Raw genomic sequence first — 23,961 nt, forward strand, 5'->3', positions numbered from 1 at the left:
CGGCCTGCGTGCGTTGATGGTTGCGCCGGCGGAGCCGTCGGGGGCGTAGCCCCGACCTACGGCGCGAAGAAGTCGCCGATCGCCGCGGCCACCGCGCGCGGGTCTTCCATGTGCATGTGGTGGCCGCCGGGCAGGACGAGCAGCTCGCCGTCCGGCAGCAGCCGCGCGTGCTCGCTGCGCAGCGGCTCGGGCAGGTAGGGCTGCGGCGGGTCGGCGTAGACCACGCGCGTGGGGCATTCGATGCCGGCGACCAGGTCGCGCACCTGGGCTTCGGTCATGCGCACCATCGTCGGCAGGGTCAGGCGCGGGTCGCTGCTCCACTCGAAGCCGTCCGTTCCGCCGTCGCCCTGCACGGCGCGCACGCCGCGCTCGACCAGCAGCCGCGCGGCGGCCTCGCCCAGGCCGTTGGCCTGCATGCGCGCGCGGATCGCGGGCTCGAGGTCCGGGAACACCCGCAGCCGCTTGCCCGGCAGCGCGCGCGTGGCGGCCACGGCCTCGCGCAGCCGTCGCGCAGTGTTTTCCGGCGCCTCGGGCAGCGCGCCCAGCGCCTCGATCGCCAGCAGCCGCTCGACGCGCCCGGGCGCGCCGGCCGCGACCAGGCTGGCGATGCCGGCGCCCATCGAATGCCCGAGCAGGGCGAAGCGCTCCCAGCCCAGGGCGTCGGCGATGTCGAGCACCGAATGCAGCGCGCCGGCGAACGAGTAGTCCGCGCCCGGGGGCAGGTGCGCGCTGCGGCCGTGGCCGGGCAGGTCGGGCGCGACCAGCTCGACGCGCGTGCCGATGCGTTCGAACTCCGCCGCCAGCGGCACGAAGCTGGCGGCGTTGTCGAGCCAGCCGTGCAGCGCCAGCACCCGCGGCGCCCCGGATTCGCCCCAGCGCAGGCCGGCGATGCGCCCGGCCGGGATGTGCAGTTCCAGTTCGCGCATCAGCGCCACGCGTCGAGTTCGCGCTGCGCCAGCGCCGCCAGCGCGTCGGCGTGCGCCGGCGCGTCGTTGAGGCTCGGGATGTAGGACAGCGCCTGGCCGCCGGCGGCGCGGAAGATCTCCGCGTTCTGCAGCGCGATCTCTTCCAGCGTCTCCAGGCAGTCGGCGGGGAAGCCGGGGCAGACCACGTCGACGTGGCCGACCCCGGCGCCGGCCAGCACGCGCAGGGTGGCGTCGGTCGCCGGCTGCAGCCACTGCTCGCGCCCGAAGCGCGACTGGAACGTGACCAGCCACTGTCCGTGCCCGAGCCCCAGCGCCGCCGCCAGCGCCTCGGCGGTGGCGTGGCATTGCGCGGAATACGGATCGCCCTCGTCGACCAGCCGCTGCGGGATGCCGTGGAACGACATCAGCAGGCGCTCGCCGCGGCCGTGTACCTGCCAGTGCGCGCGCACGCTGGCGGCGAGTGCGTCGACCACGCCCGGGTCGGTCGCGTACTGCTCGACCATGCGCAGCGCGGGCGCGTCGGTACCATCGCGGCCGATGTGCTCGAGCACGTCGGCCACCGACGCGGTGGTGGTGGTCGAATACTGCGGATACAGCGGCAGCACCAGCACCCGCGCGCAACCCTGCGCCTGCAGCTCGCGCAGTGCGTCGGCGATCGACGGACCGCCGTAGCGCATCGCGTGCGCCACCGGGACGCCGGGCAGGCGCTCGCCGATGGCGGCCGCCAGCCGCCGGGTATGCACCGCCAGCGGCGAGCCTTCGTCCATCCAGACCAGCGCGTACTTCTTCGCCACCCGCGGCGAGCGCAGCGGCAGGATCACCGCGTGCAGCAGCGGCCACCACAGCAGCCGCGGCACCTGCACCACGCGGCGGTCGGACAGGAACTCGGCCAGGTAGCGGCGCACCGCCGCGGCGGTCGGCGCTGCGGGCGTGCCGAGGTTGACGACGAGCACGCCCTGCGTGGGCGCGGTGGCGCCGGCGTCGGCGCTGCGGGCGGGAATGCGGGCATGTTCGGCTGGCATCCGCATAGGATGGCAGGCCTGCCCGCGCTTGGCACCGTCGGATGGCAGAATCGATGCGGACGAGCGCTGCGCGCCCCGCGGAACGGAACCCCGGCGCGCCGCGGCGGTCCTCAGAGTGGATTCATCCCCCGATGACTAGCCTGAGCCACTGCGTCGCGACCTCGCGGCGCGCCACGCACTGCTGCCGGAGCCTGCCATGTCCCTGTCGAACCCGTTTTCGTCCAAACGCACCACGCCGCGCCTGGCGACGCTCGCCATCGCGATGCTGCTGGCCGTGGGCACCGCAACGTCGGCCCATGCCGGCGCCGAGGAGGACGCGCGCTCGGCCAACGCGGTGCGCGTGCTGACCGACATCCAGGCGATCCCGGAATCGGCGATCCCGGACAAGCTGCTCGACGAGGCGCGCGCGATCGTGGTCGTGCCCGACACGCTCAAGGTCGGCCTGGTGCTCGGCGGCCGCCGCGGCCACGGGCTGATGTCGGTGAAGACGCCCGAAGGCGTCTGGTCGAACCCGGTGTTCGTCAAGCTCACCGGCGGCAGCATCGGCTTCCAGGCCGGCGTGCAGTCGGCCGACGTGGTGCTGGTGTTCCGCAACGACCGCAGCCTGGAGTCGATCGTCAACGGCAAGATCACCCTCGGCGCGGACGCCGGCGTGGCCGCCGGCCCGGTTGGGCGCAGCGCGGCGCTGGCCACCGACGGCCAGCTCAAGGCGGAGATCTGGTCGTGGTCGCGCGCGCGCGGGCTGTTCGCCGGCGTCGCGCTCGACGGCGCGGTGCTGTCGATCGACGACGAGGCCAACCAGGCCGTCTACGGCCCGGGCACCACGCCGCGCATGATCTTCGAGGACCGCGCGGCCAACGCACCGTCGACGGCGATCGTCGACTTCCGCGACGAGCTCGAGGAAGCCACCGCGGCGGCCCGTGCCGCGCGCGGCACGGACGCGGCCCCACAGCCGGTCGCGGCGCAACCGTCGGCGCCCCAGCCGGCGCAACCGGCCGCGACGGCCATCGGGACGCAGCCCGCCGATCCGCAGCCGCAGCCGCAGCCGTTCGAGACCGTCGAGGACAACCCGGCGACCACCGAGCCGCTGCCGCCGGTGCAGTAAGCCCCGGCGCGCAGCACCGCCGGGCGCTGCGCGCTGCGCTATCCTTCGCACTCCTCCTACGTACATGCGAGACAAGCCATGGGCGGTTTCAGCATCTGGCACTGGCTGATCGTGCTCGCGGTCGTGCTGCTGGTCTTCGGCACCAAGCGCCTGACCAGCGGCGCCAAGGACCTGGGCAGCGCGGTCAAGGAATTCAAGAAAGGCATGCGCGACGACGACAAGCCCGCCGGGCAGCTCGGCGACCAGTCGCGCCAGGCCGACGACAGCGCGTCCGAAAAGCAGCGCGACGACGACCACGTCCAGCGCTGACGCCGCGGTTCGCGGCGCCCGGCCATGTTCGACATCGGCTTTACCGAACTCCTCGTCATCGCGGTGGTTGCGCTGCTCGTCCTCGGCCCGGAACGGCTGCCGAAGGCGGCGCGCTTCGCCGGGCTGTGGGTACGGCGCGGGCGCGCGCAATGGGCGTCGGTGCGCAGCGAACTGGAGCGCGAACTGGCCGCCGACGAGCTCAAGCGCAGCCTGCGCGAAACGCAGGACGCGATGCGCGACATCGACGCCTCGGTGCGCGAGGCGGATGCGCAGGCGCGGCGCGAATTCGACGCCATGCGCAGCGCGACGAAAGCCCTGGATGCGGAAGCTGCGACCGGCGAGGCCGGCGAGGCGCCGCCCGCGGTGACGCCGACCGACCGCCGCGACACGCCCGGCTACGAGCCGGAGCCCGACGACGCTTCCGGCGAGGCGCCCGATGAGCGCGCCTGACGACGCCGGCGCCGGCAGCCTGCTCGACCACCTGGTCGAACTGCGCTCGCGGCTGCTGCGCGGCATCGTCGGCGTGGTGGTGGTGCTGCTGGCGCTGCTGCCGTTCACCAGCCAGCTGTACACGTGGCTGGCGCTGCCGCTGGTGTCACGGCTGCCGGCCGGCCAGCAGATGATCGCGCTGAACCCGGCAGGCGCGTTCTTCGCGCCGATCAAGCTGACCTTCTTCGTCGCCGTGTTCGCCGCCGCGCCGTGGCTGCTGTACCAGGCCTGGGCGTTCATCGCGCCGGGGCTGTACCGGCGCGAGAAGAAGCTGGCGGTGCCGCTGCTGGGCTCGTCGGTGGCGCTGTTCTACGCCGGCTGCGCGTTCGCGTACTTCCTCGTGCTGCCGATGGTGTTCAACTTCCTGCTGCACTTCAAGCCGGACATCGTCGCGATCACGCCGGACATCAACGCGTACCTGGAGTTCGTGCTGGTGATCTTCCTGGCCTTCGGCATCAGTTTCGAGCTGCCGGTGGCGCTGGTGATCCTGGTGCTGCTGGGCTGGGTGACGCCGGCGCAGCTGAAGGAATGGCGCGGATACGCGATCGTCGGCATCTTCGTCGTCGCCGCCGTGATCACCCCGCCCGACGTGGTCTCGCAGCTGCTGCTGGCGATCCCGATGATGCTGCTGTACGAGGCCGGCATCTTCGCCGCGCGCGCGGTGGCGCCGGACACGCCGGCGGATGCATCCGCCGACGACCGCACGCGCGAATGACCGGCGCGGGATTCTGGCGCCGCTACGCGGGCTGGTCGCTGGACGCGATGCTGCTCGCCGTGCCGTCGGTGCTGCTGTGCTGGCCGCTGGCACGGCCGGCGGCCGCTGCGCTCGCGAGCGACTACCCCGCCGTCCTCTGGATCGCCGGGCACGGCATGGGGCAGGCGCTGCGGGACGGCACCCCGATGACCGCACTCGCGGCGCAGTGGCTCGCCGACCCCGCGCTGCGCGCCGGGACCGAAGCGCTGGCGCAGTCGCTGCTGGCACTGCTGTGGCCGCCGCTGCTGGTGTTCGCGGTGCTCGGCGCGATCTGGCACGTCGCTTTCGAAACGTCCGCGCGGCAGGCGACGCCGGGCCAGCGCCTGCTCGGCCTGCGCGTGGCCGACACGGCCGGCGCGCGTATCGACCGCGGCCGCGCACTGCTGCGCCACGCCGCCGGCGCGCTGTCCTGGCTCACCCTCAACATCGGCCATGCGCTGGTGCTGCTGCGCCCGGACCGGCGCGCGCTTCACGACCTGGTCGCCGGCACCGTCGTCATGCAGGACGCCGACCCGCGCGCGAAGCTGCCGCCGCTGGCGCAGGCCTGGCTGGGCCTGCAGCTGCTGGCACTGTGGTGGGCGGTGGTGGTGTGGTTCGGCATCACCAGCGACGCGCTGCAGCGCGGCCTGGATGCGGCCTTCGGACTCTGAAGCTGTTGCTGTTGTCTTTCGTAGGAGCGGCGGAAGCCGCGAGCTTTTGATCTTCCGGGGCAAACCTCGCGGCTTCCGCCGCTCCTACGGGAGCTGCAAGGGTCAGAGCTCCACCCGATCCGGCGGCAGCAGCGGTGCTTCCCCTTCCTCGGCGCACACATCGCGCCACATGAAGTACATGACGCCGAACATCACCACGTACAGCACCAGCAACGCACCGAAGTAGACCGGCGCGGCCAGCAGCATTGCCAGCACCGGGTGCACCAGCCCCCCGATGGTCGCCAGCACCAGGATCACCAGCGCGGCAACCAGCGCGAACGCGAAAAACCCGACGAACGCCACCACCGCCAGCACCCCGATCGGCAGCACGTTCTTGAGCGTGCCGGCGACGCCGTCGACCAACGCGCTGCCCACGCTGCGCCCGCGCAGCGCCACCTGGCCGAAGCCGATTGCGTAGACGCCGCTGAAGAACAGCCCGGCCAGCGTGCCCAGCGCCATCAGCGTGCCGAAGCCTTCCGGAACATCCTGCAGCACCTTCGCCTGCGCGTCCGCGTCGTTCTGCGTGCCGGCGGCGAGCAGTTCCATGTACCAGGCGAAGAAATCCTGCCCGAACAGCCCGACCACGACGACGAACACCGCGAGGTAGGCGACGAACATCGCCACGCCGAAGCCGATCAGGCGGCCGGCATCGTTGCCGGCGCGGAAGGTGTCGAACAGCGCCGTGGCGTGGGTCGGCCGGCCATGTTCGGCGGCATCGATCACCCGCAGCAAGCCACCGACCAGCAGCGGATAGACCACCACCATCACCAGCGTGCATACGGCCATGACCGACAGCATGCCGGTCTGGCCGAGCGACAGCGCGCCCTGCACCGTCGCCTGCACCAGGCTCGGCACCATCGCGACCAGCGCCAGCAGCGCGACCCCGCCGAACACCGCCCGCGGGTTGCGGCGCCCGAGGTTGACCGCCTGCTTCAGCCAGGACCAGCCCGCGGCGGGGCTTCTTGCGTGGGTGGACATGTTCCGGGCGCCTCGCGGATCAGGGGAAATGCAGGGTCGCCATCGTACGCGACATGCCCCCGGCAGGCCTGCAGGAGCGGCGGAAGCCGCGAGCTCCTGCCTTGGCCCCTCCCCCTGCGAAGGCAGGGGGAGGCTGGGAGGGGGTGCTCACAGTTCACGGCGATGCCGACGGCACCCCTCCCCGGCCCGTCCGGCCCGCCAGCACAGCTGGCGTGCGTTCGTCGGCGCGCGAGCCAATGGCTCGCAAACGCACCTCCTCACCCCCTGCCTTCGCAGGGGAGGGAGCGGAAGCTCGCGGCTTCCGCCGCTCCTACAGAGCCTGGCGCCGGCGCGCGTGGCGCACGAACCGCCGCAGCACGTTTCGCGCGTGCGGCGCGGCGGCGACTTCGGCGGCGATGCGCTTCGGGTCGAACCCGTCCCGGGCCAGTGCCTCGGCGCGCGCATGCACGTAGCCGCGCATGTGCACGGTGCCGAACTCGGGGTGGAACTGCACCCCCCAGGCCGCCTCGCCCCAGCGGAAGGCGTGGCAGTCGTCGTGGTCCGAGCGCGCCAGCACCGTGGCGCCGTCGGGTGCGCGCAGCACGCTCTGCTGGTGGGTGGCCTGGGCGAGGAAGCGGTCGGGCAGCCCGGCGAACAGCGGGTCGTCGGCGGCCGCCGGCAGCAGGTCGACGGCCACCGTGCCCATCTTGCGACCCTTCGGGTTGTCGCCGACCTCGCCGCCCAGCGCGTGCGCCAGCAGCTGGTGGCCGTAGCAGATGCCGAACACCGGCACCCCGGCGTGCGCAGCGTCGCGCAGCCAGGCGGCGCTGGCTTCGCTCCAGTCGCGGCGCTCGGTGACCATCGCGCCGGAGCCGGTGACGATCACGCCGGCCAGGCCCTCGTGCGGCGGCAGCGTTTCGCCGGCCTCGACGTCCACGGCGTCGACCTTGCCGCGCGCCAGCCCGGCAGCGCTGCGGATCCAGTGCGGGAAGCCGCCGTGGCGACGCATCGAAGGCACCGGCTGACCGGTCTCGACGATCAGGAAAGGCTTGTCGGAAGACGTCTGCATGGCCGCGATTATCGCCGTCCGCACACGCGGCGTCGCCTGCCCCGGGGCCGGGCGCCGGACCCCGCCCGCTATACTGACCGGCCTTTTCTTGCGACCCGTGGCGATGCAGGGACCGACCTTCCAGCAGCTCATCCAGAAGCTCAACGCCTACTGGGCCGCGCAGGGCTGCGTGCTGGTGCAGCCGCTCGACCTCGAAGTCGGCGCCGGCACCTTCCACCCGGCCACCTTCCTGCGTTCGCTCGGCCCGGAGCCGTGGAACGCCGCCTACGTGCAGCCCTGCCGCCGCCCCACCGACGGCCGCTACGGCGAGAACCCCAACCGCCTGCAGCGCTACTACCAGTACCAGGTGGTGATGAAGCCCTCGCCCGACGACATCGTCGAGCTGTACTTCGACTCGCTGAAGGAACTGGGCATCGACCCGCTGGTGCACGACCTGCGCCTGGTCGAGGACAACTGGGAGTCGCCCACGCTCGGCGCCTGGGGCCTGGGCTGGGAGGTGTGGTTGAACGGGATGGAAGTCACCCAGTTCACCTACTTCCAGCAGGCCGGCGGGCTGGAGTGCCGGCCGGTGCTGGGCGAGATCACCTACGGCCTGGAACGGCTGTGCATGTACCTGCAGAACGTCGACGACGTGTTCGACCTGGTCTGGACGCACGGCCCGGACGGCACGCCGGTGACCTATCGCGACGTCTACCACCAGAACGAAGTCGAGCAGAGCGCGTACAACTTCGAGCACGCCGACGTGGCCGAGCTGTTCCACCGCTTCGACGCGTGCGAGACCGAGGCGCTGCGCCTGGTCGAACTCGACCTACCGCTGCCGGCCTACGAGCAGGTGATGAAGGCTTCGCACAGCTTCAACCTGCTCGACGCGCGCCGCGCGATCTCCGTCACCGAGCGCCAGCGCACCATCCTGCGCGTGCGCAAGCTGTCGCAGGCGGTGGCCGAGAGTTACCTGGCGCAGCGCGAGAAGCTCGGGTTTCCGGGGTTGAAGAAGACCGCACAGGCGGCGTGAGATCACACCCCCTCCCCTTCAAGGGGAGGGCTGGGGTAGGGATGGGGTTCCGCAACGCAGCGGCAAGCTTTCAAGCAACCCCATCCCCACCTAAATCCTCCCCTTGAAGGGGAGGACTTCAAGGCAAAGGCAAGAGGCTTTCGATGTCCGACACCACATCCCTGCTCATCGAACTGGGCACCGAGGAACTCCCGGTCAATGCATTGCCCGGGCTGGCGCAGGCGCTGTTCGATGGCGTGACCGACGCGCTCGGCAAGCGCGGCATCGCGGTCGAGCGCGGCGAAGCGAAGCCGCTGTATTCACCGCGGCGGCTGGCGGTGCTGCTGCCGTCCGTCGCGGTCGAGCAGCCCGAGCAGGCCTCGGAAGTCCTCGGCCCCTACGTCAATATCGCGCTGGACGCCGATGGCCAGCCCACGCGCGCGCTGCAGGGCTTCGCGGCCAAGGCCGGCGTGGAGTGGACGGCGCTCGAACGCACCACCGACAACAAGGGTGAGCGCTTCGTGCACCGCTCGGTGAAACCCGGCGTGGCCACCCGCGCGCTGCTGCCGGAGATCGTGCGCGAGGCGGTCGCGGTGATGCCGATCCCCAAGCCGATGCGCTGGGGCGACCACGACCACGCCTTCGCGCGGCCGCTGCACTGGCTGGTGCTGCTGCTTGGCGAAGACGTCGTCGAAGGCGAACTGCTGGGCATCCGCGCCGACCGCATGAGCCGCGGCCACCGCTTCATGCACGACAAGCCGGTGTGGATCGGGCGCGCCGAGGATTACGTCGACGCGCTGCGCGGGGCGAAGGTGCTGGTCGACCCCGACGAGCGCCGCGCGCGCATCGTGGCCGAGGTCGAGGCCGCGGCGAAGCGGGCCGGCGGCCACGGCCGCATCGATGCCGACAACCTGGCACAGGTGAATTGCCTGGTCGAATGGCCGGTGGCGGTGACATGCTCGTTCGAGCCGGCGTTCCTCGCCGTGCCGCACGAGGCGCTGATCACCACGATGGAGGCCAACCAGAAATTCTTCCCGGTGCTCGGCGACGGCGGCCGCCTGACCGAGCACTTCATCGGCATCGCCAACATCGCATCGAAGGACGAGAGCGAGATCCGCAAGGGCTACGAGCGCGTGATCCGCCCGCGCTTCGCCGACGCGCAGTTCTTCTTCGTCGAGGACATGAAGCAGGGGCTGGCGTCGATGAACGACGGTCTCAAGACCGTGACCTACCAGGCGAAGCTGGGCACGGTGGCCGACAAGGTCGCGCGCGTGGCGGCGCTGGCCGAGGCGATCGCGCCGCAGGTCGGCGTCGACCCGGCGCTGGCGAAGCGCGCGGCAGGGCTGTCGAAGGCCGACCTGCAGTCGCGGATGGTCAACGAATTCCCCGAGCTGCAGGGCATCGCCGGCCGCTATTACGCGATGCAGGACGCCGCGCTCGACGACCTGTCGCACGACGACCGCAACGCGCTGGCCAACGCCATCGACGAAGCCTGGCAGCCGCGGTTCTCCTCGGACGACATCGCGCTGTCGCCGCTGGGCAAGGTGCTGGCGATCGCCGAGCGCCTGGACACGCTGGCCGGCGGCTTCGCCGCGGGACTGAAACCGACCGGCAACAAGGACCCGTTCGCGCTGCGGCGCAATGCGTTGGGGTTAGCGCGGACGATTATTGAGAGCGGATTTGATCTGCCGTTGCGGGAAATGCTGAGAAGTGCACGCGGCATGTGCGGCATAAGCGCAGTGGGCGATGCAACGACCGACTTCTCGGATACAAGTACCCGTTTGAGATACGAGTATGAAGCGGCGGATGAAATCTACGACTTCATCCTCGACCGCCTCCGCGGCTACTACGCCGACAAGGGCGTGCCCGTGCAGCACTTCAACGCCGTCGCCGAGCTGCGCCCGGCCTCGCTGTACGACTTCGACCGCCGCATCGACGCCATCGGCACCTTCGCCCGGCTGCCCGAGGCCGAGGCGCTGGCCGCGGCCAACAAGCGCATCAACAACATCCTGAAGAAGGCCGGCGACGACGTGCCCGCCACGGTCGATCCGTCGCTGCTCAGGGAGCCGGCCGAAGCCGCGCTGGCCGAAGCGGTCGAGGCGGTCTACGCCGAGACCGGCCACGCGCTGGCGCACGGCGACTACGTCGACGCGCTCGCGCACCTGGCGCGGCTGCGGCCGCGGGTCGACGCGTTCTTCGACGACGTGATGGTCAACGTCGACGACGTGCCCCTGCGCAACAACCGGCTCGCACTGCTGCGGCGGCTGTCCGAACGCCTCGGCAGCGTGGCGGCGATCGAGCACCTGTCGACCTGAGCACAACCCTCGTTGCCATTGTTTCGTAGGAGCGGGGAAGCCGCGAGGCTTCACCGGCAAAACCATCGCGGCTTCCGCCGCGCCTGCGAACACACCCGACCATCCCAGGCGCGACTCCCGAAGACCGTCGCCTGTGATCCAGCCGTTAATCGGTTCTTGACCGACGCCGGTTATGCTCCCCGCATGCCCCCGGCCCTCCCCCGAACCGCCGCCGCAGCACTGCTCCTGTTCGCCTGCGGCGCGGCCGATGCGGCGACGGTGCGTTCGGTCGAGATCCTCGGCCTGGACGAGGCCATGACCGAGAACGTGCGCACCTCGCTGTCGCTGGTCGACGCGATCGGCAAGGACGTGCGCGGGCGGCGCCTGGGTTACCTGGTGCGCGAGGCGGACGACGAGACCCGCGAGGCGCTGGAGCCGTTCGGCTACTACTCGCCGGAGATCACCGTCGAGCGCAACCGCAGCGACGGTGGCACCGACGTGGTGATCACGGTCGATCCCGGCGAGCCGGTGCGCGTGCGCGACGCCGACATCGCGATCATCGGTGAGGGCGGCCGCGACCGGTATCTCAAGCAGGACCTGGGCAAGTTCCAGCCCGACACCGGCGACGTCTTCAACCACGCCCTGTACGAGGCCAGCAAGACCCGCATCACCCGGCGCCTGGCCGAGCGCGGCTACTTCGACGCCGACTTCGCGTCGCACCGGGTGGAGGTGACGCGCGCGGACCACGCCGCCGACATCGACCTGGTCTGGACCAGCGGCGACCGCTACGACATGGGCCGCGTGGACTTCGAGCAGACGCCCAAGCGCGTGGTGCGCGAGCGCCTGCTGCGCAAGCTGATCTACTGGGAAGAAGGCCAGTACTACCACCAGGGACGACTGGACCGGCTGCGCGAGTCGCTGGTGGCGCTGGACTACTTCAGCCGCATCGACATCCAGCCGCATCCGGAACAAGCGGTGGAAGGCCGGGTGCCGGTGCACGTCGCGCTCACGCCGGCCAAGCGCGACGTCTACACCGCGGGCCTGAGCTACGGCACCGAAAGCGGCGCCGGCGTGCGCCTCGGGCTGGAGCGGCGTTACGTCAACATGCGCGGGCACAAGGCGCTGGCGCAGCTGGACTACGCGCAGAAGCGCAAGACGCTGACGCTGCAGTACCGCATCCCCGCGTTCGCCTGGCTCGACGGCTGGTATACCGCCAGCCTGCAGTTCGCCGACGAGCAGACCGACTACATCGATTCGCGCCGGGTGGAATTCGTCGCCAGCCGCAGCGGCCAGCTGAACCGGCACCTGAACCTGGTCGCCTCGCTGCACGTGCTGCGCGAGCGCTGGGCCTACGCGGCCGAGGACGACGACGATCCCGACACGCCGACCGCCTACCGCTACGCCACGTTCACCTTCCCCGCGCTGCGGGCCGAGTACGTGGACGTGGACGACAAGCTGTTCCCGCGCCGCGGCATCGGCGGCTCGCTGACCCTGCGCGGCGGCGTGGAAGGCGCCGGCTCCGACGCGTCCTTCGCCCAGGTGCACGCGCGCGCGAGCTGGTTCAAGGGCCTGGGTGAACGCAACCGGCTGATCGTGCGCGGCGAGATCGGCCACACCTTCACCGACGCGCTGACCGCGATGCCGCCCTCCCTGCGCTTCTACGCCGGTGGCGACCGCAGCATCCGCGGCTACGAGTGGCGCGAGGTCGGCCCGCGCATCGGCGACTTCTCGATCGGCGCCAAGAACGTGGTCACCGCCAGCGGCGAGTTCGAGCACTATTTCACCGAGAGCTGGGGCGGCGCGGTGTTCGTCGACAGCGGCAGCGCGTTCGACGGCACCGACGTCGACTGGCATACCGGCGTGGGCGTGGGCGTGCGCTGGAAGTCGCCGGTGGGGCCGCTGCGCTTCGACATCGCGCGCGGGCTCGACCACCCCGACTCGCCGTTCACGATCGGCCTGAGCATCGGGGCGGAGTTCTGACATGGCGCCGAGCTTCCGCCGCCGCCGACGCATCGATCCCGACCTCACGCCCGAGCAGCGCGAGGCGCGCATCGCCGAATTGCGCGCGCGCCGCCGCGCGCGGGCGAAGGTGCTGGCGCGGCGCAGCGCGTTCACCGCGTTCGGCCTGGCGCTGCTGGTGGCGGTGCTGGCGTGGTGGCTGCTGGGCACGCTGGGCGGGCGCGACTTCCTGCTGGCGCAGGTCAAGTCGCGGCTGCCGGCCGGCACCGAGCTGTCGTGGAGCCGCGCCGAAGGCCCGGCGCGCGGTCCGCTGGTGATGCACGACGTGCGCTTCGTGCAGAAGACCTGCCCGCAGGAAGGCGGCGAGCCGGTGCCGTACGGGCAGTGCCCGAAGCCCGGCACACTGACCTTCACCGCGCGCCGGATCGTGATCGACCCCGCGATCCGCCCGCTGCTGGGCAAGCTGCTGCGGCTGGACACGATGATCGTCGAGGACGCCACGCTCGACCTGCCGGTGACCGACTCGCCGTTCGAGCTGCCGACCTGGCCGGAGGTGCTGCCCGACATCAATCCGCCGCTGGGACTGCAGGCCGACGCGATCCAGGTCGACGGCTTCAGGATTTCGCGCGAGGGCGAGCCCGTGATCGACATCCGTCGCGTGCGCGGCGGACTCGACGCGCGCGAAGGCCGGCTGCACCTGGAGCACGTCGTGGTCGACAGCGACCGCGGCCGCTTCACCGCGCACGGCGACTACGTGCCGGACGACGACTACCGCATGGACCTGGCCGCGACCGCGGTGATCCCGGTGACCGCCGGTGCGTCGCCGCTGCGGCGCGCGCCGCTGCAGCTCGGGCTGATCGCACGCGGCGACCTGCGCGACATGCAGGTCGGCATCGGCGGCGCGCTGCCCGGCCCGGTGCGCGCCACCCTGCGGCTGCAGGGCGGCGACCGGCCCACGTGGCAACTGCGCGCGCGCGCCGACAAGGTCGACACCGCGCTGCTCGCAGGCGCGGACGAGCCCAGTCCCGCGCCGCTGTCGCTGCAGCTCGATGCCGACGGCACCGGCGGCACCGCGACGGTGCAGGGCCACGTCGAACAGGGCGAACTGCGCGCGGTCGTACGGCCGTCGAAGCTGATGCTGGAGGACAAGGTGCTGGCGTTCGAACCGCTGGTGCTGGAGATCTTCGACGGCACGGTCACCGCGCGCGGGCGCGGCGATTTCAGCGAGCCGAAGCAGGCGACGTTCCGCTACGCGCTCAACGCGCGCGGGCTGCGCTTCGGCGGTGCGCCGGCCGACCCGGCTGCCGGCACCGACGCCACGCCGCTGATCGCGCTCGACGCCGACCTCGGCCTGGCCGGTACCACCGCCGCCTGGGCCGCGGTGGGCACGGCCGACGTGACGCGCGACGGCGAGCACGCCAATGTGCAGCTCGACGGCCGCGGCCGCGAAGGCGGCATGGTGCTCAAGACGCTGCGTGCGACCACGCCCAGCGGCACCCTCGACGCACGCGGCGACATCGACTGGCAACCGGCGACCGGCTGGAAGCTCGACGCGACGCTCGATGGCTTCGACCCGGGCTATTTCGCCGCCGGCTGGGACGGCGACATCGACGGCACCATCGCCACGCAGGGGCGCGCACTCGACTCGGGCGGCTTCGACGCAACGCTGTCCGTGCCCACGCTCACCGGCACGCTGCGCGGGCGCGCGCTCGACGGCAAGGCGGAGCTCGCCGCACGGGGCGAAACCTACACCGGCACCGTGAACCTCGCCCTCGGCCGCGGCCGCATCGACATCGAAGGCGACGCCGGCACCGCGCCACGGCTGCACTGGGACGCGCGCGCGACGCTCGACGGTTTCGACCCGGGCTTCTTCGTCGAAGGCTGGACGGGCGCGGTGGACGCCGACATCGCCAGCAAGGGCGGCGCGCGCGAGGACGGCGGCTACGACGCCACCGTCGACATCCCGCACATCGGCGGCCAGCTGCGCGGACGCGCGCTCGACGGCCACGCCCACGCCGAACTGGAAGCGCTGGCCAGCAGCACGGTGCAACCTGTGTATTCGGGCGAGGTCGCGCTGCGCGCCGGCAACAGCCGCATCGACGCCGAGGGCCGCGTCGACAAGGTGATGGCGATCGACGCGCGGCTCTCGCCGCTGCACCTGGACGACCTGCTGCCCGACGCGGCCGGCACGCTGCGCGGCACCCTGCGCCTGGCGGGCCCGCGCAATGCGCCAGACGTGGAGGCCGACCTCGTCGGCAGCGACCTGGCGTACGGCGACTACACCGCCGCGTCGCTGGTCGCCAAGGGGCGCCTGCCCTGGCATCGCGGCAACGGCGCACTGGCGCTGTCGGCGCAGGGCGTCAATGCCGGCGTCGCGCTCGACAGCGTGCAGGTCGACGCGCGTGGCGCGGTCGAGGACCTGCAGCTCGACGCCACCGCACGCGGCGAGATCGGCGCGCTCGACCTGTCCGGCAGCGCACGCAGGAACGGCGCCAACTGGCAGGGCACGCTGGCCTCGCTGAACCTTGCGCCGGCGAAAGGTGCGACGTGGCGGCTGCAGTCGCCGGCGCGCTACGCGCAGCGCGGCGGCAGCTGGACGCTCTCGCAAAGCTGCTTCGCCGCCAGCGACGGCGGCGCGCTGTGCGCCAGCGCCGACTGGCCGCGCGGCGGGCTGGCGGTCGAGGGCCACGGCCTGCCGCTGTCGCTCGCCGCGCCCTACCTGCCCGACCGCGGCGACGGCCGCCCGTGGGTGCTGCGCGGCGAGATCGCGCTCGACGGCCGCCTGCGCCCCGCCGGCAACGCCTGGCAGGGCGACGTGACCGTCACCTCGGCCGACGGCGGCCTGCGCATGAGCCAGCGCGCGCGCCGCGACGTGATCGGCTATTCCAACCTCAGCCTCGCCGCCAACTTCAATCCGCAGCGCATCGAAGCCACGCTCGCCAGCGCCTTCAACGGCGACGGCCGCATCGACGCGCGCCTGTCCACGGGCTGGAATCCCGGCTCCCCGCTCAGCGGCGCGGTCGACCTGGCCACCGACCAGCTGACCTGGCTGGAACTGTTCTCGCAGGACATCACCGAGCCGGCCGGCAAGCTCGAAGGCCACATCACCCTGGCAGGGACGCGCGCCGAACCCGCGCTGGGCGGGCAGGCGCAGCTCAGCGACTTCAGCACCGAGCTGCCGGCGCTGGGCATCGCGCTTGAGAGCGGCAACGTGCGCCTGGACGCGCTGGCCGACGGCAGCGCGCGGATCACCGGCAGCGTGCGTTCGGCCTCGCCCGACAGCGCCACCGAGGCCGGGATCCTGCACGTCGACGGCAGCCTGGGCTGGCGCGGCGAACAGACCCCGCTGGTGCTGCGCCTGCACGGCGACCAGGTGCTGGTCTCCAACACCCGCGACCTTCGCGCAGTCGCCAGCCCGGACCTCACCGTGCGCTACGCCGCCGGCCAGCCGCTCAACGTCACCGGCGAGGTGACAGTGCCCAGCGCGCTGATCGACCTGGAGCGCCTGGACAGCGGCGTCTCGGCGTCGCCGGACGTGGTGGTGCTCGACCCGGTCGACCCCGAGGAAGGCCCTGCCGCGCCGCTGGAACTCGACCTGACCCTGGTGATGGGCGACGACGTCAAGCTCAAGGGTTTCGGCCTCGACGGCACGCTTGGCGGCGACCTGCGCGTGCGCGCCGTGCCCGGGCGCGAGATGACCGCGGTCGGCAACCTCGAGGTCGGCGGCAGGTACGAAGCCTACGGGCAGAAGCTGCGGATCGAACGCGGCCACCTGGTGTGGTCGAACGGTCCGGTGTCCGACCCGATCCTCGACATCCGCGCGGTCCGCAGGATCGAGGCGAAGGAGATCACCGCCGGCATCGACGTCACCGGCCGCGCGTCGTCGCCGCAGGCCGAAGTGTGGACGGACCCGGCGACCAACGACTCGGACGCGCTGTCCTACCTCGCGCTCGGCCGCCCCACCTCCAACCTGTCGAGCGACGAAAGCGACCAGCTCAACGCCGCCACCGCCGCGCTCAACGCTGGCGGCAGCCTGCTGGCCGGGCAGATCGGCAGCAAGATCGGCCTCGACGACGCCGGCGTCACCGAATCGCGCGCCCTGGGCGGCAGCGTGCTGGGCGTCGGCAAGCAGCTGTCCCCGCGCCTGTACATCGGCTTCGGCGTCTCGCTGCTGGGCACCGGCCAGGTGCTCACGCTCAAGTACCTGCTCGACCGCGGCTTCGACATCGAGATCGAGTCGAGCAGCGTGGAGAACCGCGGGTCGATCAACTGGCGGAAGGAGAAGTAGGCTGGGGACTGGGGACTGGGGACTGGTTGCTCGGAATGACGTCGGTCATCCGATGCCGGCCGCCCTGTGGGAGCGGCTTCAGCCGCGAGCTTTTTGCGGAACTTGCCGCCGGGTGCCAAGAGCTCGCGGCTTCCGCCGCTCCTGCACCGAAAATCGCGATTCGCCAGCGGTCAACGCGCAGGCACGATCCGCATGCCGTGCAGCTGCGGCGCGCCGCCTACGATGTCGGTCCAGACCAGGAACGCTTCGCCGTTGCGTGCGACCAGCTTCGGGAAACCGGTTGCGCGGCCGCGGCCCTGCAGCGCCGCGACCCGGGTGCGCGACAGTTCGCGCGACAGGTCCGGCGCGTAGCGCGCCAGCCACAGCGACTGGCCGTTCGCGTCCTCGCGCAGCCACGCGACCCAGGCCTGCTTGTCGTCGAGCGCTACGTCGGGGCGGCCCTGCACCGCCTCACCTTCGTCCACGACCACGGGCGCGGCAAAGGTGTCGCCTGCGTCAGCGCTGCGCGCGAGCTGCAGCTTCGGCGCGTCGTTGGCGGCGCTGTACCAGGCCACGACCACGTCGTTGCCGGTCGCGGCGATCGCCGGGCCGTTGACCGGGCAGCCGGCGATCTTCCAGTTGTCCGCGTGCACGGCCGGCAGCGTGCGCCAGGCCCCGTCCTCCAGCCGCGCGACGTGGATGTCGCGGATCTCGTCGACGGTGCGGTCGCGGTACGCCAGCAGCGGCCCGCGCGCGGTGACCGCGACATCGGTCCCGCAGCAGTCACAGACCGTGGCATCGACCTCGACCGCATCGGCGACCTGCGAAGCGACGTTGATCGTCGCCGCGCGCAGCGAGGTCATGCCGGCGCCTTCGGCCGGGTCGTCGCCGTCATCGCCGCCGTCGTGTTCCGCATGCGCGCCACCCGTGGTGTTGCGCCCGTCCAGCCACGCCAGCCCCAGCTTGTTGTCGGCCGCGGGCCAGAACGAAACGAAGCCGTGCTCGACCGCCTTGCCGTCGTTGTGCGCGCGCACCGGCGGGCTCCAGTGCAGCCCGTTGTCGGTCGAATGCGAGACGATGATGTCGTAGGCCGCGACGCCGTCCTGGCCACGCGTCTTCTGCAGCCAGTGCGCCCAGATCGTGCCGTCGGCGGTCGCCGCGATGTGCGGCGTGTCGGCCCAGTTGACCACCATCGACGTGCCCACCGCGATCGTCTTCGGCGACCACTGCCACTGCCCGGCGGCGTCGAAGGTGGTGTACTGCAGTTCGTGCCGGGTCTTGTCGTAGGGCTTGATCCAGCTCAGCAGCAGGCGGCCGTCGGGCGCGAGCGACATGTCCGGCTGTGCCGCGCCCGCGCCGGCCGGCAGGGACCACTCGACCAGGGTGTTGCCGGCGGCATCGGTGGTGGTTTCGGGTTGCGGCGCCTGCTGGCAGCCGGCCAGCAGCGCGCACGCGGCGATCGCGGCGATGGATGTGGTCTTCATGGGGTCCAAGCCTACTCCAGCGAACCGGACGGGGCTGGGAAACCGCAACCCTTGCGGGAGCGGCCCGGCGTGCGACATCGACCCCCATGGCGTGATTGCCCTCGGCAGCGCATCATCGAGACACGATGTTCACCACCGTTGCCCACTACACCGATCCGATCGAGGCGCACCTGGCGCGCGGGCGGCTGTTGTCGGAGGGCATCGACGCGCACCTGGGCGACGAACACCTGGCGATGGCGAACTGGGAATGGCGGCTGGCCGTGGGCGGGGTGAAGCTGCGCGTGGCCGACCGCGACGCCAAGCGCGCGCGCGCCGTGCTGCGCGCCATGGACGCGGGCGAGTACGCGCTGGACGCGGACAGCGACGCGCAGCGTGCATTGCAGGCGCCCGACCGCGAGAGCTGGTCGAGCCGGCTGGCGTGGGCAGCGTTGATGTTGTTCGCGATCCCGTTGCCGTGGCGCCGCCGCGCCCGCGACGACCGCGCCGAGCGCCGGCTCTGACGCATTCGAATCCGTAAACGGCAGCCCGGCTCCGGTGCCGTAGGTCGGGGCTACGCCCCCGACGGCTTTTCCCGGCGAGGGGAGTCCGCGCGAATGGCGAAGACCAAGAGCCGTCGGGGGCGTAGCCCCGACCTGCGGCGCGTCGTGTGTGCGGCGGGCCTCGTTACACCGGATCGACAGGCTCGCCAACGCCCGTGGAAGCGGCCATGGCTGCTTCCACGGCGGGCGCTGCAGGTCGCTCAGGCAACCTCGCGGTGTGCGCGGGCCAGGTGCACCAGCAGCAGCGAGATGGCCGCCGGCGTGACGCCGGGAATGCGCTGGGCCTGGCCGACGGTCTGCGGCCGCACGCGCTCGAACTTCTGCCGCACCTCGGCCGACAGGCCGCGCACCGCGTCGTAATCGAAGCCGTCGGGAATCTGCATGCCCTCGTTGCGCTGCGCCAGCATGATCTGTTCGCGCTGGCGTTCGAGGTAGCCCGAATACTTGGCCTCGATCTCGATCTGCTCGGCTACCGCGGGGTCGTCGACGGCCGGCGCGAACGCGGCCACCGAGGTCAGCTTCGCGTAATCGAGCTCCGGGCGGCGCAGCAGGTCGAGCCCGCTGCTCTCGCGGCTGAGCTCGATGCCCAGCGTGGCTACCGTGTCGCGACCAATGCTGTTGTTGGGCGAGGCCCACAGCGCGCCGAGGCGCTGCGTTTCGGCGGTCACCGCGTCGCGCTTGCGTGCGAACGCGTCCCAGCGCGCGTCGTCCACCAGGCCCAGCTCGCGGCCGACGCCGGTCAGGCGCAGGTCGGCGTTGTCTTCGCGCAGCTGCAGGCGGTATTCGGCGCGCGAGGTGAACATGCGGTACGGCTCGATGGTTCCCTGCGTGATCAGGTCGTCGATCAGCACGCCGATGTAGGCCTGGTCGCGGCGCGGCGACCAGGCGGCCTTTTCCTGCACAAGGCGCGCGGCGTTGACGCCCGCGACCAACCCCTGCGCCGCGGCTTCCTCGTAGCCGGTGGTGCCGTTGATCTGGCCGGCGAAGAACAGGCCGGCGACGGCGCGTGTCTCCAGCGAGTCCTTCAGGCCGCGCGGGTCGAAGAAGTCGTACTCGATGGCGTAGCCGGCGCGGGTGACGTGCGCCTGCTCGAAGCCGCGGATCGAACGCACCAGCGCCAGCTGCACGTCGAACGGCAGCGAGGTGGAGATGCCGTTGGGATAGATCTCGCTGACGCCCAGGCCCTCGGGCTCGACGAAGATCTGGTGGCTGTCCTTCTCGGCGAAGCGCACCACCTTGTCCTCGATCGACGGGCAGTAGCGCGGGCCGGTGCCTTCGATCTGGCCGGAATACAGCGGCGAGCGGTCGAGCGCGCCGCGAATGATGTCGTGGGTGCGCTCGCTGGTGTGGGTGATCCAGCACGACACCTGGCGCGGATGGTCGGCGCGCGAGCCCATGAACGAGAACACCGGGCGCGGGTCGTCCCCCGGCTGCTCGGTCATCACCGAGTAGTCGAGCGTGCGGCCGTCGATGCGCGGCGGGGTGCCGGTCTTGAGGCGGTCGACTACGAACGGGCGCTCGCGCAGCTTCGCGGCGAGCGTCGTCGCCGGCGGGTCGCCCATGCGCCCTGCGGCGTACTGGGTGTCGCCCACATGGATCTTGCCGGCGAGGAAGGTCCCGGCGGTGAGCACTACCGCCGGCGCCTCGAAGCGCAGGCCGGTGTTGGTGAGCGCGCCGCGCACGCGGTCGTCGTCGATCAGCAGGTCGTCGACCGCGGACTGGAAGATGGTGAGGTTCGGCTGCGCCTCCACCGCGCGACGGATGTACGCCCGGTACAGGCCGCGGTCGGCCTGGCAGCGCGTCGCGCGCACCGCGGGGCCCTTCGACGCGTTGAGCCGGCGCCACTGGATGCCGGCGGCATCGGCGGCCTTCGCCATGACCCCGCCCAGCGCGTCGATCTCGCGCACCAGGTGGCCCTTGCCGATGCCGCCGATGGCGGGGTTGCAGCTCATCGCGCCGATCGTTTCGATGTTGTGCGTGAGCAGCAGCGTGCGCGCACCGGCGCGCGCGGACGCCAGCGCGGCCTCGGTGCCGGCGTGGCCGCCGCCGATGACGATGACGTCGTAGTGGTGGAAGGAGTCGGTCATGCGGTTGCCGGGCGGCGCGCTGAACAGGCACTGGCGCAACTGTGCGCGAGGCCACAAAACGGGGCGGACATTCTAGGCGCTTCACCGCGGCCGCGCCGTGCCACGGAGGTTGGCACGCTTCCTGCGTCCTGTCCCCGTGCACCCGGAGTGGCAAGCGCGAGGGGGCGTAGGCCGGAAATCGGAACAGGGCCGGCCATGCGCACAACGGGGTAGCAACGGGGCCGAATGTCGGGGGACATTCGGCCCCTTTTTATTGCGCGAGGGGTGATTGATCGTTCAAGCCAACCGCCCGGCGTTTCGTTATCCGGGCCCGCGTCGGCGGGGCGAGGGCGTGGAAATGGTGGATGCTGCCTGGCGAGGGCGCCGACGCCCGGCGGGGAGCGGAACAGGGGGGATCCGGATTACCCCGCCGGGTGTCGACATTGGTCAGTCCGTTTTACGTCCAAAAAGGACGCAACCGGTCAGTCGCCCCTAGCTTGCGTCCAGTTCGCGCCGGACGCAAGCGTCTCAGCGCTCCCGTTTACGAACGGGTTCACGTTCCCGGAAACTCGGCGTCCGTGCGGGCGGTGCCGGACGCGAGGCCCGCGGTGCCGACCGCGAGGGTGCGGACGGCCTGGAGCTGGTCGACGGCCGCTGCACCGAGCGCGGCGCGGGCCGCGACATCCTCGGCGGGCTGGCGTCGGCGCGGTCCCCGCGCACCGGTCCCCGGCTGCTCGGCGGCAGCATCGGCCGCTGGCCGTTGCGCGGCACCATGGAGACCGGACTGCGCGGCGGCTGGCTGCCGGTCACGCGGCTGGGCGGCAGCCTGCCGCCGGTCACTCGCGGCGGCTGGTCGTCCACCGGCGGCTTGTCGGGCCGGTGGGGCCGATGCGGGCGATACCACCAGTACGGCGGGTAGTAAGGATAGCCACCGCCGTGGTAGCCGTAGGGATAGCCGTACCCGTAGCCGCCGTAGCCGTAGCCGTATCCGATGCCCAGGCCGCCGCGCCAATAGCGCGGGTAGCCATAGATGCTGCCGTAGGGCGCACCGTAGCCGTAGTCGTAATAATCGACCGAAGGCTGGCCGTAGTAGTAGTCGCCATAGCCGTCGCGATAGGTGTAGCCGGTGGCGCAGCCGGCAAGGGCGACGGCGGCGAAGGCAAGAACAAGATGTCGAAACATGGCAACGTCCCCTGTTTATCTGGACTGCAGCATCGGCCCCGGGCATTGAATCCGTGCTTAATTGCGCCGGAACGGCGTTGCGTTAGCTGAACGGTTCGTCCCATCGTACGCTGTGCGCATGCAAACCGCCCCGCAGCCCGCATTCGAGGACGTCCTCGCCGCCGCAGCGCGCATCGCGCCCCATGCGCACGCCACGCCGGTGCTGCGTTCGCGCGGCATCGATGCCATTGCCGGCTGCTCGCTGCACTTCAAGGCCGAGCCGCTGCAGCGCGCGGGCGCGTTCAAGTTCCGCGGCGCCTGCAATGCGGTGTGGTCGCTGGACGACGCGGCCGCCGCGCGCGGCGTGGTCACCCATTCATCGGGCAACCACGGTGGCGCGCTGGCGCTGGCGGCGCGCACACGCGGCATCCCCTGCCACGTGGTGGTGCCGGAGGGCGCGGTAGCGGCCAAGCTCGCCGCGATCGAGGCCTACGGCGCGATCCTGCACCGCTGCGCGCCGAACATCCAGGCGCGCGAAGCGAAGTGCGCGCAGGTGCAGGCCGACACCGGCGCCGAGCTGGTGCATCCCTACACCGATCCGCGCGTGATCGCCGGCCAGGGCACGGCGGCGATGGAACTGTTCAATGCCGCCGGTGCGCTGGACGCACTGGTGGTGCCGGTCGGCGGCGGCGGGCTGGCGTCGGGCACTGCGATCGCCGCGCGCGCGCTGGCGCCGGAATGCCGGGTGTTCGGTGCCGAGCCAAGCGGCGCGGCCGACACCTTCGAATCGCTGCGCCGCGGCGAACATGTCACCGACTTCGTCCCCGACACCATCTGCGACGGCCTGCGCGGCACCCTGGGCGCACCGGACTTCGAACTGCTGCGCGAACACCATGTCGAGGTACTGACGGTGGATGATGCCGACACCATCGCCGCCATGCGGCTGCTGTGGCAACGCATGAAGCTGCTGGTCGAACCGTCGTCGGCAATCGCACTGGCGATGGTGCTGGGCAACCGCGAGCGCTTCGCCGGCAAGCGCGTGGGCGTGATCCTGTCGGGCGGCAACGTCGACCTGGACGCGCTGCCGTGGTGAAGCCCGTCCGTCGCTGGAAGACCTCGGCCTCGTAGGAGCGGTGGAAGCCGCGACCGCTTTTCGCACCATGGGTCGCGGCTTCCGCTGCTCCTACAAGGGTGGCGCACAAGCGACCGGTCAGTGCGAACCCAGCTGCGCCAGGCCTTCGTTGAGCATCAGCCGCGTCGCCGCGACGCGCTGCGCCATCGGCACTTCGTGCAGGGCGTCGAGCATCCAGCCGAACGAGCGGCAGCGCGCGTCGCGGCTGGCGGCGTCGTTGCCTTCTGCGGTCATGCCGACCAGGAAGTCGTCGTGCAGCAGCATCGCCGTCACGCCGGCGGACTTGAGGGTCTGCGTCGCCAGCGCGGCGTCATAGGGCTGGCGCGGGTTCTGCAGGCCGCCTGCTGCGATGTTGGTCAAGGCGATGGCGAAGCGTTCGCGGCTGTCGGCGCCGAGGCGGTTGGCGGTGGCGGCCAGCGATTCGAAGCTGCGATCGGCGTGCGGATCGAACAGCGTGCACAGGATCTCCGCTTCTTCGGGTTTCTGCGCGGCGGCGTGGGTGGCCTGGAACAGCTCGTCGATCGCGGCGTCCGGCGCGCGCATGAGCACGTCGCCGGCGCTGGCGAGGATCGCGGACGGGTCGATCTGCGAGAGGTCGACGACGTACTCGTCCTGCGCGACGGCCGGCGCGGCCAACAGCGCGCCGGCCAGGATGGGAAACAGGACGCGCGGGCGGAAAGGCATCGGCGAGCGTTCTCCGGAAGTCGACCACGGCGAGTCTAGGCAGCCGCGCCTGAACCATGTGCAC

Annotated in this window: 19 protein-coding genes; 11 read left to right on the forward strand and 8 right to left on the reverse strand. The window is 71.6% G+C overall.

Translation table 11 applies throughout. The features are described from left to right. Positions 1-56: 56 nt before the first annotated feature. A complete protein-coding gene (locus tag ACFONC_RS08060; protein WP_386744609.1) occupies positions 57-926 on the reverse strand; it encodes an alpha/beta fold hydrolase in 870 nt (289 codons plus the stop codon). After that, on the reverse strand, positions 926-1,948 hold the full coding sequence (gene hemH / locus ACFONC_RS08065; RefSeq protein ID WP_386743219.1) for a ferrochelatase: 1,023 nt from the start codon (positions 1,946-1,948) through the stop codon (positions 926-928). Before hemH ends, ACFONC_RS08060 begins: the two co-directional genes overlap by 1 nt. 196 nt (positions 1,949-2,144) lie before the next feature. Here hemH and ACFONC_RS08070 point away from each other — a divergent pair, with 196 nt between their 5' ends. The 5 genes from ACFONC_RS08070 (at position 2,145) to ACFONC_RS08090 (ending at position 5,255) form a co-directional block, all read left to right on the forward strand. Then, on the forward strand, positions 2,145-3,053 hold the full coding sequence (locus ACFONC_RS08070; RefSeq protein ID WP_386743220.1) for a YSC84-related protein: 909 nt from the start codon (positions 2,145-2,147) through the stop codon (positions 3,051-3,053). A 78-nt stretch (positions 3,054-3,131) separates the two neighbouring features. Continuing rightward, positions 3,132-3,362 (forward strand): Sec-independent protein translocase subunit TatA, encoded by a 231-nt coding sequence (tatA, locus tag ACFONC_RS08075; RefSeq protein WP_386743221.1) that lies wholly within the window; start codon positions 3,132-3,134, stop codon positions 3,360-3,362. 24 nt (positions 3,363-3,386) lie between these two features. Then, entirely contained in the window at positions 3,387-3,812 is a 426-nt protein-coding gene (gene tatB / locus ACFONC_RS08080) for a Sec-independent protein translocase protein TatB (protein WP_386743222.1), read from the forward strand. Continuing rightward, complete coding sequence (gene tatC, locus ACFONC_RS08085) at positions 3,799-4,566, forward strand: twin-arginine translocase subunit TatC (protein WP_386743223.1); 768 nt, start codon at positions 3,799-3,801, stop codon at positions 4,564-4,566. Before tatB ends, tatC begins: the two co-directional genes overlap by 14 nt. After that, on the forward strand, positions 4,563-5,255 hold the full coding sequence (locus tag ACFONC_RS08090; RefSeq protein ID WP_386743224.1) for an RDD family protein: 693 nt from the start codon (positions 4,563-4,565) through the stop codon (positions 5,253-5,255). Before tatC ends, ACFONC_RS08090 begins: the two co-directional genes overlap by 4 nt. 102 nt (positions 5,256-5,357) lie before the next feature. Here the strand turns inward: ACFONC_RS08090 and ACFONC_RS08095 are convergent, their stop codons facing one another. After that, a complete protein-coding gene (locus ACFONC_RS08095; protein WP_386743225.1) occupies positions 5,358-6,272 on the reverse strand; it encodes a hypothetical protein in 915 nt (304 codons plus the stop codon). Positions 6,273-6,582: 310 nt separating this feature from the next. Further along, complete coding sequence (locus ACFONC_RS08100) at positions 6,583-7,320, reverse strand: glutamine amidotransferase (RefSeq protein ID WP_386743226.1); 738 nt, start codon at positions 7,318-7,320, stop codon at positions 6,583-6,585. 103 nt (positions 7,321-7,423) lie between these two features. On the opposite strand from ACFONC_RS08100, the gene glyQ reads away from it, so the two are divergent. From glyQ to ACFONC_RS08120, 4 genes are all read left to right on the forward strand, one after another. Then, complete coding sequence (gene glyQ / locus ACFONC_RS08105; protein WP_386743227.1) at positions 7,424-8,332, forward strand: glycine--tRNA ligase subunit alpha; 909 nt, start codon at positions 7,424-7,426, stop codon at positions 8,330-8,332. 143 nt (positions 8,333-8,475) lie between these two features. Next, a complete protein-coding gene (glyS, locus tag ACFONC_RS08110) occupies positions 8,476-10,626 on the forward strand; it encodes a glycine--tRNA ligase subunit beta (protein WP_386743228.1) in 2,151 nt (716 codons plus the stop codon). A gap of 183 nt (positions 10,627-10,809) precedes the next feature. Next, on the forward strand, positions 10,810-12,585 hold the full coding sequence (locus tag ACFONC_RS08115) for an autotransporter assembly complex protein TamA (protein WP_386743229.1): 1,776 nt from the start codon (positions 10,810-10,812) through the stop codon (positions 12,583-12,585). A gap of 1 nt (position 12,586) precedes the next feature. Next, positions 12,587-16,852: a translocation/assembly module TamB domain-containing protein gene (locus ACFONC_RS08120; RefSeq protein WP_386743230.1), complete on the forward strand. Its 4,266-nt coding sequence runs from the start codon at positions 12,587-12,589 to the stop codon at positions 16,850-16,852. Between the two features lie 170 nt (positions 16,853-17,022). On the opposite strand, the gene ACFONC_RS08125 is transcribed toward ACFONC_RS08120, so the two are convergent. Then, positions 17,023-18,315 carry a sialidase family protein gene (locus ACFONC_RS08125; protein ID WP_386743231.1) on the reverse strand — a complete coding sequence of 431 codons (1,293 nt, stop codon included), beginning with the start codon at positions 18,313-18,315 and terminating at the stop codon, positions 17,023-17,025. Between the two features lie 125 nt (positions 18,316-18,440). On the opposite strand from ACFONC_RS08125, the gene ACFONC_RS08130 reads away from it, so the two are divergent. Further along, positions 18,441-18,815, forward strand: a complete 375-nt coding sequence (locus tag ACFONC_RS08130) for a putative signal transducing protein (RefSeq protein WP_386743232.1) — start codon at positions 18,441-18,443, stop codon at positions 18,813-18,815. A gap of 239 nt (positions 18,816-19,054) precedes the next feature. Here the strand turns inward: ACFONC_RS08130 and mnmG are convergent, their stop codons facing one another. Both mnmG and ACFONC_RS08140 read right to left on the reverse strand, forming a co-directional pair. Then, complete coding sequence (gene mnmG, locus ACFONC_RS08135; RefSeq protein ID WP_386743233.1) at positions 19,055-20,941, reverse strand: tRNA uridine-5-carboxymethylaminomethyl(34) synthesis enzyme MnmG; 1,887 nt, start codon at positions 20,939-20,941, stop codon at positions 19,055-19,057. Between the two features lie 507 nt (positions 20,942-21,448). Further along, positions 21,449-22,102, reverse strand: a complete 654-nt coding sequence (locus ACFONC_RS08140; protein ID WP_386743234.1) for a hypothetical protein — start codon at positions 22,100-22,102, stop codon at positions 21,449-21,451. A 118-nt stretch (positions 22,103-22,220) separates the two neighbouring features. On the opposite strand from ACFONC_RS08140, the gene ACFONC_RS08145 reads away from it, so the two are divergent. After that, complete coding sequence (locus ACFONC_RS08145; protein ID WP_386743235.1) at positions 22,221-23,174, forward strand: pyridoxal-phosphate dependent enzyme; 954 nt, start codon at positions 22,221-22,223, stop codon at positions 23,172-23,174. A 117-nt stretch (positions 23,175-23,291) separates the two neighbouring features. On the opposite strand, the gene ACFONC_RS08150 is transcribed toward ACFONC_RS08145, so the two are convergent. Next, positions 23,292-23,897, reverse strand: coding sequence for a hypothetical protein (locus ACFONC_RS08150; protein WP_386743236.1), 606 nt, complete (start codon positions 23,895-23,897; stop codon positions 23,292-23,294). Positions 23,898-23,961: the final 64 nt, after the last annotated feature.

This window comes from Luteimonas soli (assembly GCF_042648865.1).
Lineage (GTDB): Bacteria > Pseudomonadota > Gammaproteobacteria > Xanthomonadales > Xanthomonadaceae > Luteimonas > Luteimonas soli.

Coding starts and splice junctions, on each gene's coding strand:
- ACFONC_RS08060 (WP_386744609.1), bottom strand. CDS start 926: ATGCGCGAACTGGAACTGCACATCCCGGCCGGGCGCATCGCCGGCCTG.
- hemH (WP_386743219.1), bottom strand. CDS start 1,948: ATGCCAGCCGAACATGCCCGCATTCCCGCCCGCAGCGCCGACGCCGGC.
- ACFONC_RS08070 (WP_386743220.1), top strand. CDS start 2,145: ATGTCCCTGTCGAACCCGTTTTCGTCCAAACGCACCACGCCGCGCCTG.
- tatA (WP_386743221.1), top strand. CDS start 3,132: ATGGGCGGTTTCAGCATCTGGCACTGGCTGATCGTGCTCGCGGTCGTG.
- tatB (WP_386743222.1), top strand. CDS start 3,387: ATGTTCGACATCGGCTTTACCGAACTCCTCGTCATCGCGGTGGTTGCG.
- tatC (WP_386743223.1), top strand. CDS start 3,799: ATGAGCGCGCCTGACGACGCCGGCGCCGGCAGCCTGCTCGACCACCTG.
- ACFONC_RS08090 (WP_386743224.1), top strand. CDS start 4,563: ATGACCGGCGCGGGATTCTGGCGCCGCTACGCGGGCTGGTCGCTGGAC.
- ACFONC_RS08095 (WP_386743225.1), bottom strand. CDS start 6,272: ATGTCCACCCACGCAAGAAGCCCCGCCGCGGGCTGGTCCTGGCTGAAG.
- ACFONC_RS08100 (WP_386743226.1), bottom strand. CDS start 7,320: ATGCAGACGTCTTCCGACAAGCCTTTCCTGATCGTCGAGACCGGTCAG.
- glyQ (WP_386743227.1), top strand. CDS start 7,424: ATGCAGGGACCGACCTTCCAGCAGCTCATCCAGAAGCTCAACGCCTAC.
- glyS (WP_386743228.1), top strand. CDS start 8,476: ATGTCCGACACCACATCCCTGCTCATCGAACTGGGCACCGAGGAACTC.
- ACFONC_RS08115 (WP_386743229.1), top strand. CDS start 10,810: ATGCCCCCGGCCCTCCCCCGAACCGCCGCCGCAGCACTGCTCCTGTTC.
- ACFONC_RS08120 (WP_386743230.1), top strand. CDS start 12,587: ATGGCGCCGAGCTTCCGCCGCCGCCGACGCATCGATCCCGACCTCACG.
- ACFONC_RS08125 (WP_386743231.1), bottom strand. CDS start 18,315: ATGAAGACCACATCCATCGCCGCGATCGCCGCGTGCGCGCTGCTGGCC.
- ACFONC_RS08130 (WP_386743232.1), top strand. CDS start 18,441: ATGTTCACCACCGTTGCCCACTACACCGATCCGATCGAGGCGCACCTG.
- mnmG (WP_386743233.1), bottom strand. CDS start 20,941: ATGACCGACTCCTTCCACCACTACGACGTCATCGTCATCGGCGGCGGC.
- ACFONC_RS08140 (WP_386743234.1), bottom strand. CDS start 22,102: ATGTTTCGACATCTTGTTCTTGCCTTCGCCGCCGTCGCCCTTGCCGGC.
- ACFONC_RS08145 (WP_386743235.1), top strand. CDS start 22,221: ATGCAAACCGCCCCGCAGCCCGCATTCGAGGACGTCCTCGCCGCCGCA.
- ACFONC_RS08150 (WP_386743236.1), bottom strand. CDS start 23,897: ATGCCTTTCCGCCCGCGCGTCCTGTTTCCCATCCTGGCCGGCGCGCTG.